General features: G+C 47.8%; 6 protein-coding genes (1 of these 6 only partly in view). 5 read left to right on the top strand and 1 reads right to left on the bottom strand.

Annotated features, from left to right (window positions below):
- Positions 1 to 52 precede the first annotated feature (52 nt).
- Both perR and PAECUDRAFT_RS07110 read left to right on the top strand, forming a co-directional pair.
- Complete coding sequence (perR, locus tag PAECUDRAFT_RS07115) at positions 53 to 475, top strand: peroxide-responsive transcriptional repressor PerR (RefSeq protein ID WP_006037435.1); 423 nt, start codon at positions 53 to 55, stop codon at positions 473 to 475.
- 149 nt (positions 476 to 624) lie between these two features.
- Positions 625 to 2,367, top strand: a complete 1,743-nt coding sequence (locus PAECUDRAFT_RS07110; protein ID WP_006037434.1) for a glycosyl hydrolase family 18 protein — start codon at positions 625 to 627, stop codon at positions 2,365 to 2,367.
- 74 nt (positions 2,368 to 2,441) lie between these two features.
- On the opposite strand, the gene PAECUDRAFT_RS07105 is transcribed toward PAECUDRAFT_RS07110, so the two are convergent.
- Positions 2,442 to 2,840 (bottom strand): DUF2614 family zinc ribbon-containing protein, encoded by a 399-nt coding sequence (locus tag PAECUDRAFT_RS07105; protein WP_006037433.1) that lies wholly within the window; start codon positions 2,838 to 2,840, stop codon positions 2,442 to 2,444.
- Between the two features lie 151 nt (positions 2,841 to 2,991).
- Here PAECUDRAFT_RS07105 and PAECUDRAFT_RS07100 point away from each other — a divergent pair, with 151 nt between their 5' ends.
- The 3 genes from PAECUDRAFT_RS07100 to PAECUDRAFT_RS07090 form a co-directional block, all read left to right on the top strand.
- On the top strand, positions 2,992 to 3,909 hold the full coding sequence (locus PAECUDRAFT_RS07100) for a nucleotidyltransferase-like protein (protein ID WP_006037432.1): 918 nt from the start codon (positions 2,992 to 2,994) through the stop codon (positions 3,907 to 3,909).
- A gap of 260 nt (positions 3,910 to 4,169) precedes the next feature.
- A complete protein-coding gene (locus tag PAECUDRAFT_RS07095) occupies positions 4,170 to 5,288 on the top strand; it encodes an S-layer homology domain-containing protein (RefSeq protein ID WP_006037431.1) in 1,119 nt (372 codons plus the stop codon).
- Positions 5,289 to 5,301: 13 nt separating this feature from the next.
- Positions 5,302 to 11,629, top strand: partial view of a glycoside hydrolase family 78 protein gene (locus PAECUDRAFT_RS07090; RefSeq protein WP_006037430.1) — the 5' portion only. It continues 140 nt past the right edge of the window; only the first 6,328 of its 6,468 coding nucleotides appear in the window; the start codon lies at positions 5,302 to 5,304; its stop codon lies beyond the right edge, outside the window.

Below are 11,629 nucleotides of genomic sequence, written 5' to 3'. Positions count from 1 at the left end.
TTAAATCTGAACGTACAATGATTGTAATGAAGCCAGAAAGGCGTGAAGGGGTATGGGTGCCACCGTCGAGAGAGCACTAGAACAACTGAAAAATAACGGCGTCCGGATGACTCCTCAGCGTCACGCGATTTTGAGCTTTTTGATGGGGTCGATGTCTCATCCGACTGCCGACGAGATTTATAAATCGTTATCGCCAAGCTTCCCGAGCATGAGCGTAGCGACTATTTATAATAATCTGCGTCTGTTCGTCGAAGCGGGTCTCGTACGCGAGTTGACCTATGGCGATGCATCCAGCCGGTTTGACGCGGATTTGTCGGATCATTATCATGCCATTTGCAAATGCTGCGGCCGAATTGTCGATTTTGAATATCCGCCGTTGCTCGAGGTGGAGCGTGCAGCGTCTAAGACTACGGGCTTTACTGTCGAAGGACATCGCATGGAAATTTACGGCGTTTGCGATAAGTGTTTAACTTAAAGTTTTGGAACTTTTCATCCCATCGATTCGTTCATAATAGCATGCGCGATTACGTGCAGAAGGAGGCCTGTCTTCCCGCTGCACGTTTTTATTTGCGGTGATATGGCGTAAAGGCCAGCACATCAGGGAAAAACAAGGAGTGTGGTAGGATGGAAACGATTCGTATTCGCATCGGCAAACGCAGACGTCGTCGGCGCGGGCCAGCATTATTATTCAGTTTACTCCTTATCATAGGATTCATAATAGGCGGCAGCATCATATGGATGACCAGCAAGCCGAACACGACGCATGTTAAGCCGGATTACGGGAGTCCTTTCGCGCTGTTTTACCAAGGACAGCGGCTGGATCAAGATGCAATCATGGATGGCGATGAACTTAAGCTGCCGCTGAAGGCACTGAAGCAGGTGTTGGGAGAGAACGGGCCGATCCGTTATGAATCAGCCAGCGGCTCCATTATTTTAACGACGTCCGACCACGTGCTTCGGATGAAGACGGATGAGCTGACTGCTACGCTCAACCGCAAGCCATATGAGCTTAGAGTGACAGCGGAGAAACGGGATAAGGATGTGTATTTGCCAGTAGCGCCTTTAACTCAATTGTACGGGCTTCAAGTCGAGTACAAGCCCGATAGCGGCACGGTAACGCTGCTTCAAGCAGGGGATGCCGCAGATCGCGGCAAGCCGACTAACCCTGCTAAGGGGGCTGCTATCCGGACGAAGGCATCCATTCGAGCTCCGATTGTGGAGCAGGTGGAAGGAACGAGCTTGATTCGAATATGGAAAATGGAGCCGTCGAATCCCAAGTGGTATATCGCGCAAGGGCCGGATGGCGCAGTCGGTTATGTTCGTGCCACAGAGATTAATCAAGCTGCTGCAGAGACGGTGCCAATGCCGGACAAGCCTAAGCCATTTGTTGCACCTAAACTAGAAGGCGGGCTGCTGAATTTGACGTGGGAAGCTGTCTATGACAATCCGACGGTCACATCGAAGATTGGTCCAATGCCGGGCGTGAGCGTCGTTAGTCCTACATGGTTCGAGCTGCAGAACGGCTCAGGCGAGATCAAGAGCAAAGCCTCAGCCAAATATGTGCAATGGGCGCATGCGCGTGGCATGCAGGTGTGGGCGTTGTTCAGCAACGGATTTGAGCCAGAGCGTACAACTAAAGCTTTAGCGACGGTCGAGACGCGATTCAAAATGATTCAGCAGCTGCTCGCGTTCGCACAGCTTTATGACCTGCAGGGAATCAACATCGATTTTGAAAATGTGAACTTATCCGATAAAGCCAACCTCGTACAGTTTATGCGAGAGCTGACGCCATTGCTGCATGAACAAGGGCTCGTCGTTTCGATTGATGTATCACCCAAATCGACTAGTCCTACGTGGTCTATGTTTCTTGATCGCAAGTCGCTTGGCAAGATTGTGGATTATATGATGCTAATGGCTTATGACGAGCATTGGGCGACGAGTCCCGAAGCGGGATCGGTTGCATCGCTGTCGTGGACGGAAGAATCGATTGCTCGTATTTTAGAAGAAGATGATGTTCCTGCGAATAAGCTGGTTCTATCCATGCCTCTGTATACGCGGTTGTGGACCGAGAAAGACGATAAGGTTAGCTCAAAAGCGATTGGGATGCAGAAGGCAGCGGACATTGTGAAGGAACATAAGCTTAAGCCTGTATTAGACGAAGAGGCGGGCCAGCGTTATGTCGAGTATGTGGAGGATGGAGCGAAGCAGCGCATTTGGCTGGAGGATGATTATTCGATCAAAGCTCGCATAGCGTTGATGCATAAGTACGGCTTGGCTGGCGTGGCAACATGGCAGCGCGCATTCCAAGCGGAATCGATTTGGACAACGATTGATCAAACATTGAAGGCGACAAACCATAAGAAATAGCTATCATTCATTGGATACAAAAATCCCTCTCACCAAAATGCCGGCGGCATAATGGCGAGAGGGATTTTCATTATTTAAGACTGCGGAGGCGCAATCGTCGTTGAAGGTCCTGTTACCGCGGATGGCTCGTCCTCGTCGCCAAGATCGGTAGCGAGCGATGCATCGATCGTCATTTTCGTTTTGCAATACATGCAGCGATCCGTCTTGCCGATCATTTTGGTTTGCTTATTGCATTCCGGACATTCAATCGTTTTGACGCTAGTGGACATCATGCCTGCCCAGAAGTAAATGCCTACGCTGACAAGCATCAGGATGGAGCCTAGTACCATGAATGTGCCGGAAAAGATGCGACCAGCGACCCCTCCCCAGAAAACGATGCCAGCGGTTCCAAAAATCATCATACCCATGCCCGCAAGCATGAAAAGCAAGCCCCATAGCCGAAATTCGTTGATTTTAGCGGTTTTGAAGAACACGTAATGAACCCCTCTCGAAAGTTGTCGGAAAAAGTCGAACCCGATTTACGTGACTTTAGCAGGAATCGGTCCGAGCCATGTCGAACAAAGAAAGTACTGTAGACTAATATTATAGCTGAAACCACGCGGCGAAGCTATATGGAGGCCTCAAGTGGAACATATCAAACAGCACTTTGTAGATTGTTATCAAGAAGAGACGGGGCTAATCAGCCTGGCTGCCATCGAGAATCCGTTTCCCTATAATCCTCTTATCGACGGCGCGGATATGCTCCTTCTGATCATAACGGAGCATGCGGAGCGTTCGGGGCGAACCGAACATTTGCGTATTGACGGTGAACGCGTACTCGTTCGTACCGTCGATCGTGAGCTTCTTCGACGTTGGATATATGGCGGCGAGAATCGCAGCATCATTCAATGGCTTGAGCGGGGACAGCTGCTCATTGACCGTAATGATTACCTGCAGAACATTCGTCAAACCCTCTTGCAGTTCCCGGAATTGCTACGAGAACAGAAGCGTTTTATAGAGTTTGCATCGTATATTCGCACGTATCTTCAGGCCAAACAGGATTTGAGGGATGGCAACCTTCTGGATGCCTACTCCAATGTGTTGGCGGGGTTGCATTTATGGGCGCATATTGTCCTGATCGAGGAAGGGCATCACCCCGAGCTTACCGTATGGCGCCAGATCCGCCGGGTTCATCCTGGCATCTATAAGCTGTACGAGGAGCTTACGACGAGCCATGAGACTTTGGAGCAGCGAGTTCAGTTGGTTATGCTCGCTTGCGAGTTCTCCGTCATGAGCAAAATGAAAGCCTGCTGCTCCCTGCTGCTTCGTACTTTATCGAGCAGAGAGGAGCCGTGGAGCGTGATGGAGCTTCAGAACCATCCGACTTTCATCGACCTCCATGTCGATTTATCGCTCGTGCTGCAAAAACTCGTTAGCCGCTCCTACGTTCGCGAAGTGGCGTTTATGCCCGAGTCAGGCGATCCCGAGGCGCTGGAGCTCCGTTATTTGGCGGGCGTAACCGTTGAATCCGGACTTGCTGACGCAAGCGATGCGATAGGCTAATGATTAGACTTGCCGATCATTCGTAATGGTATTATAATAGAGCCATTAAATAGGAACGGGCAGGAAGCACCTGCTTGCGACCGACTGTATTTTACAGGCGGATGCGAGCAGGTGCTTTTTTTGTGCGTAGAAGGAGGAAGAAATGTCGAACAATGTAAAAATCTGCTTCGCAGTTTCCATTCAAGATGTTAGTATGGGAATTACTAGAATTTATTACTGAGGGGCGCAGCCTCCTCGCATTTTAAAGGGGATGATGGTTTATGTTGAAGCGTTGGGTTGTTGCGGTTTGTACGATCGTGCTGCTGTTCGGAAGCATTGAATATGTTCGTTTGAATCGGGTGGCGGAGGCTGCGCCGGCGGTTTCAGATATTTCAGGACATTGGGCGGAATCAAGCATTTTGAAAATGATTCAGCTAGGGTATGCCAACGGCTACGCCGATGGCACGTTTAAGCCAAATGCCAGCATTACTCGCGCGGAGTTTATGAAAATGGTCGTGAATGTTATGGGATTGTCTACTAAAGACACGACGGGCAAATGGTATGTTCCATACGTTAATGCTGCCGTAGCAGCGGGCATTCATCAAACGAAAGACTATAACGGCAATTACGACCATGCCATTACACGTATGGAGATTGCGAAAATCGTTGCCAGAGCTTCGAACGCATCGCTTCGGACTGGCAAAGATTCGAACGACTTGCTTATGTACGAGGCTACGAAGCGCGGACTCATTACAGGCCTCGCCAACGGCGATTTGGGAAAGGATAAAAATGCCACGCGAGCGGAAGCGGTAGTCATGACGGATCGGCTGCTAACGCTGAGCAAAGGCGGTGCGCTCAAGGTCGACAAACGCGCAGCATCATACGCTGAGGTCGCTTATCACCACACCAACATCGAAACGATGTGGGGAGGCAAAATGAACCCGCTGCCGCAGACGCATGATTTTTCGTATACGGTGAAGGGGACGTTTGAGCAGATTTTGATTATTGATTTGTCGGATAAGAATAGCCCTTATCGGGGGTGGGTTCCCAGTTTGCAAAAGATAGATGGTAAGGCAGGAGATGATGATTATCTGATTGCAATGAAAATCGAGTTGGAAAACACTAAGATAACACCTACACGTACTCGAGTATACACTTATAACTTGATTGGTAATCCGTACTTTGTAAGAGCGGGGATACCATCGGGTAACTCTCCAATAGGAGCCATCAACTTCTTGTCACTAGAAAAGATTAATAAGGTGAGAACGTGGCATCTTATGACGATTAGTAAAAAAGATTTCCAAGAGAAGAGAGAAAAGAATTGGAGACTTTGGTACTTTGATTGGAATGTACCCAAGTCATTCGAACTGTCTAACGAAGGACGTCTGTTCACGAAATAAGGAGTGCTAAATTATGAAGAAGTTACCTGCTTTACTTATATTGTTTTCAGTATTTTGGACGCTCGTTCCCATCAATAGTTTCGCTACTAGTAGTGCACCGATCACTTCTACTATTATATTGTCTTCAAATATGCCGGGATATCAAAAGTTTGATAAAAATTATGTGAGGAGCTTGTCGTTATCAGTTCCTCAAATTGCGAATCATAAAGTGAAATCTTGGACTGTTACGAAAAACAATCTTAATAAGGGACAGCTTGGGGTATATGATGAAGCTACAAAAAAAATAAATATAGATGCTATAAATGGTGAGTCAATTGCACTAACTGCACAGGGTGAATCTCATATGTATCATGCAATATGGCGTGATTCTTCAGGTAAAAAGTGGATTACGGCGAGAGAAGATCTAGGTACTTTTTCTTTTACTGCAAGCACTTCTACTCATCTTAATGGTATCTCAGAGGCACCGGGCTATTTTCCAGTCACAGCGGATAATGGTCAGATATTACCTCCGCAATTACGTTATTCTGATGGTTCAGCAGCGGCTTGGTCAGACAAGCTTAGTCCGCCTGACACGTTTATTGGTGTATACGGAGAGACAGTTGGGCGTGGATTCTTAGAACCAAGTTCTGTTACTATCACTGGTGCCGTTCCCAAACAAAGAGGTGTGAGCATTGATTTTTTTGGTAAGGGACAAGATGGATATGGTTATATTAAAGCGCACAAGCCTTTTATTCTTGCTTATAATACTGAAACTTTCGACTACGACGCCGATAACTCACTAGCCGCCCCAGTCCAAGGCCGCACCTACTACATTGACTCCACAACCTCATGGTCGGCCAAAACCTACCTGCTCGAATTCGAAATTGAAGTCACCTACGAAAGCACATCCGCCAACGGCTCCGCCCACATCCGTCATGTTGATCGCAACGGCAATCCAATTCCAACCCTCACAGATCGTCAGGATGTGCTCGAGCTAAATCAAGCCTACTCGTCAACTCATACCGCAGCCCCCACAGGCTATAGCTACGCTGGCTATGCCAAAACAATAACAGGAATTCCTCCAACTAACTTTACGAGCCCGACAGCTGGGGAATATGCCATTTCGTCCTATACCGGCACATTTGACACCCTCTATCTCTATTACGTCTATGACGTCGATCCTAATGCCAACAAAGGCCATACGCATGTGCGGCATATGGTTCGATCAAGCCCAACGGGAGCATACGTGCAAGCAGCAGAGTCCACTACAGCGGTTGTTCTGCCGTACACGCACACCCACCAAGCAGACAGCAATAGCTACGGGACTGTAATCGGCAGAAGCGTCTCGTATACCGGATACTCGAATACAATAACTGCGACCTCTAGCGCATACGTCTATTTAGATGGAACAACCACAACTAAGGACGTCTACATAACCTTCTTTTACGAAAAAACAAAATCAATCACAGGCGATTTTGAAATCATACCGGATCATATTGCATACCGCGATTCTTTTGCACTAAGGCCGACTAACGTTCAACTGAATGGCTGCACCTATCAAGGTCATCAATGGAAAATCGAACGAAACGGAATGGTATACACCTCGCCAATCATCAAAAATCAAAAGGCAGACACCAATTTTGATTTTAGCCAGTATCCTTCCGTCCTATCGGTAGGGACGCATCAGGTGTATATGAAAATCATCACAACGGATTGCGGGGACAGCAATTGGATCGGTCCGAAGCTGCTGGAAGTGACGGGGCCTGCTGCCAATCATCCTCCTCAGTTTAAAATCGCATGGGTCCGCGCAAGCGAGCCGCTTAAGCCCGTTACAGAGGTGCTTGAAGGAGAAACGCTAAACTTAGTCGTTATCCAAGACCCAACTATTCCAACACCAACCGATCCTGACGGCGACACAATCACATTTGACGGCTTTAACTTCGCAAGCGATTGGGGGAAGCAGATTCCAAACAAATATGCAGAAGGCTGGATGTCTTACAATAACATTGTGATGGACAGCATAGGCACGCACAGCGTTACGGCTGCAATGCATGATGCATTTGGTGCTTCAGCAACCGCCTTTGCTACGATACGAGTCGTTCCTCCTAACCCGATTGCCATCATCGAAGGACCTAACCAAGTCGTCGAGGGCCGACCATTGCCTTCCCAATTTAAAGCTGACAAGAGCTATAGTCCCGTTGGCCGCGCAATCGATCATTCGAAGGACGAGTGGATCAACCGAAAAAGCATGTATGCGACTCCAGGCAAAGAATTGATCAGAGTGGATGTCTATGACAGCATCGGGCTAAAATCTGTGGTTCCAGCGGAACACGAGCTCACCGTTTTGGAGGATTTACCGCCGGTAGTGGACTTGCAAGGCTCGCTTGCGGTGGTTCGAAACGTAACTTATCCCTATAACGGCACTGCAACTAGCCCGGATGGCGATAAAATCGTCTCAGTCACAATCAAGCGCGCCTATGACGCTAACAATGATGGTTCATTTGCCGGAGAGATGGAGACAAGCTTGACGATCTCGCCAACCTACGCATTCCAATACAGCTATCCTAAAGTCGGTAAATATCGATATACCATTTGCGCGACTGAGGATTGGGGCAAAAGCGCATGCAAGCAAGCGGTTGTCGAGGCCGTTAACGACTCGCCTACCGTATCTTTCGAGGTGTCCTCCACCGTGACGGAGCCTCCGCTCTATGTGCCGGTTCCAATCAATACCCGCGATATCGTAAGCTCGACAAATTGGAGGAACACAGACGTCTCTAATCAGGACAAACCCAAAGCATGGTCTGTAAATTCTAACGGCGCTTTAGGATCCATTCCATATAACGCAGGAGATTACACGATAACTGGCGGTGAGCATTCGACTTACCGAGCGCTAAGCGCTATTACAGAATCGCAGTCTACCAATATAAGCGATGAAACGCACCTCCCCAATGACGGCAATCAGTATAACATCTATAGCAACGCCCTGATGTTAGGCGATGGGTATTTTGCCTATACGATGTACAGTGCTTCCGGTGGCGCGCCTACGATTCCGATCTTTAATAAGAATGGTTTCATTTTTGCGAGAGGATTTGGAACCTCAAACGGCTATAGCTGGTACGGAGAATCGGTTGGCGCTATCGACCTTTATCAGGGTATCGTCGTGACTTTAATTCGTACAAGCCAGGCAACAAAGTATGCTGTTTACACAATCGAAAGCTTTATAAATCCGTCGGGCAAACCATACGCGATTTTGGATTCTTATCAAGCCTCTAACACCACAACAGCTGACCAAGCAAATAAAAAGTTAGCAGGCCCATATTTTGATTTTAAGCCTTTTACCGATTCCAATGGCAGCTATTTGACCATCTACCCTTGGAGCAATGCTTCAACATCAGGTACGTTAACAAAAGGAGGCTGCATTGAAACGTTGAACTGCGCGTTCGGAGCACGTTTGCTAAGCAGTTATTTTGGACGGTATTCCGTGCTTCGTTTTGGAAGCAGCGGGGCTATTAGCGACGGTATCTTTATAGTTGATGTAGCCCAGCATACGAGTAAAAAAATAGCGGATACAGAATTCAGCAGCTATGCACCCGGCGTAGGCTGGCTGTTATCCAAGGACGAGAAATATTTGCTTCGTTACGCGGATGCGGCAGGGAACTGGAGCCTGATGGATGTTTCCACTGGCGTAATCAATCAAACCGGCATCGGGCCAAAGTACAGGCTGCTGACGCAGTTTAACGATTATGTAGCTTTTTTAGACCAGGCTAACAATCGAATTATTGGCTATAAATTTGGGGAAACACTGACGCAGCTATGGACCAATAGCAACAACTATCAAGCGATTGCTGCTGCAGAGCCAGAGACCCATCCGGTTACGAACGATGGTTTTATGTATTTTCACGATAGCGTTAACACGCTCATGACGTTGGATGTGCGGACTGGTCAAATGCGCAGCTTAGGTGCGATTCCGACCGATGGATATCGTACGACCTCGAGCGGTACGCTCTACATTCGAAAAATGAAGCTGGTTACAGAAGACACAGTTGAGGTTCAAATGCGGTATTCCAGCAATAGTGGTGCCGATTTTTATATCACTTCATGGATGAGTGGAACGGCTTTGAAAAGTGATACTAGCCCGATTGGTTCACAAAACCAACTCATGTCGAGCACCAATCTTTCCAATGTACAGTTAGCGTTCACAGCGAGATTAAATGATGTAGATACGGATCAGTTATACGCTGGCTTTTCTTACCGCATGGCCGACAACGAGAACATGTATCGGGTTGAATGGAATAGAAAAACCATTAGGTTGGTGAAGGTCATCAACGGCACTCGTTTTGTCATAAAGGCCGCTCCTCTGGCTGTTTCAGAAGGTGCATGGCTCCCGATCAAGATCATCGCGCAAGATGAACGGCATAAGGTATACGCAAACGGGGTGCCTTTGATCGATGCGAATGATGCGGATTTGAAAAAAGGCTATTTTGGGCCTTATGCAGAGATCCCAAGAACGGAGTTTAAGGCAATAGCCTATGCAGACATGGATTCGACAGCCTCATCAGCTCAATACAGTAATGTAGCTATCGTCGGCGGGGATGTGAATTATAACGATCATTTCAATGATCCGGAGAACGATCCTGCTGTACAAGCTTTAACCAAGTGGACGTATACCAAAATTGCTGAGAAGTTTCTCGATGCAGGAGACGGGAATTCAGGCGAATCCGCCTTGAATGGCAAAACGTATACAAAGCCTCAAAGGGCATTTGATAAAGTTGGCGTATATCGAATCAGCTACTCTTCGACGGACGATTCGCATCCCGACCACTTGTACGCGGATATGTCCTTTGCTGCTTATCGCGGAGCTTCTAATACGTATACGGCTGATGTTATCGTGCACCGACGGCCAGTATCGCGTTTTGTGATACAGCAGCAGGCCGATGGAAAAATCGCATGGACCGATTTCAGCCGAGATCCCGATCGCTATTTGAACGCTTCGACTTATTCAACAGAGGCAACGGGCATTGATTATTTCAAAACGCGCGGCGTACTAGAGAAAAAGTTCTATTACATCACCCCAAGCGGCAAGATGGTGAAGGAAAAGCTTGTTACGCCGCAGGAGACGGGAAGCTATGAAATCGGCATGGCTGTCCGTGATGAGTATGGCGCGTGGAGCGATTACTTTGTCGCTAGCCTCGATGCGGATAAAGTTGCGCCTTCAAATACGTCGCCTGTGCCTGGATTTACGAGTTCGCACATTAATACCTTTCGTGGCGTTCCCGTAACGTTTAATTCTTTGGCTTACGATAAAGAAGATGGAGGCCGTGAAAATGTAGTCCATGAATATTACATGCGCAACCTGACCGCGATGTCAACCGAAACGCTGCAGAGTATATCCCGTACGAGTTGGACGAAAACATTTAGCTCGTTGGGTACTTTCAACATAAGGCAAGTTGTTGAGGATAAAGAGGGAGTATCAGCGCAATATGAACTGCAAGTTTCCATTCATAATCGTCCTCCGGAGGCAACTATCAATACGCCGAATAGCAATGATCAGTCCAAACCAACGAAATTCGATGTAACGCGTCCTGTGTTTAAGTGGTCGTATAACGACGGGGATGGGGACGCTCAGAAGCAATTCCAAATGAGGATCTATCGCTACGGAGGGATATTGCAGGCTGATACGAACACAAGAACGGGATCCGATAATACGTTCGTCCCTAATGCCGAATTGCCAGAAAAAATAAACATGTACGTCGTTGTTCGAGTTTACGATGGATTTGATTGGAGCGAGTGGAGTGATCCGAAATACTTCTATATAGAAACGAATCAACCACCGGAGGCAGCATTCGATTGGTGGCCAAAGCCTATTTGGGAGGGGGATGACATGACCATAACGAATCAATCATCCGATCCGGATGGCGATGTACTAACGTCACTATGGTCAGTGGTGACCCCTTCCAAGACAAAATTAACTTTCTCAGACGATCCGAAAGTTTCAGCTGCAACACCTGGAACGTATCAGGTTACATTGTTGGTTGATGACGGGCAAGCAACAGATATTGAAACAAAGTCAATTAAGGTACTTCCTCTTAGTATTGACGCAGACGTTCATCACACAAGTGATTGGAAGGCGATACATGATCAAAAAGGCCATGAGACAAGCGCGAATCCAAAAGATTTTTATGCTGGCGAAACAATTGTGACTAATGCGAGCACTGCACCAGATGCTCAGGTCATTCAAGTAACCGTGAAGCTAAGTGCCACCGGCATAGATGGTAATGATCTCACTAAGGTCTGGACGATGAAAGAAGCGGGAGGGAAGGGCCGATACGTTGCCGATCTGCTGGATACAAGGTGGGCGTCGC

This window comes from Paenibacillus curdlanolyticus YK9 (genome assembly GCF_000179615.1).
In the GTDB taxonomy this organism is placed as follows: Bacteria; Bacillota; Bacilli; order Paenibacillales; family Paenibacillaceae; genus Paenibacillus_T; species Paenibacillus_T curdlanolyticus.
This window is presented reverse-complemented; position numbering and strand designations above follow the sequence as displayed.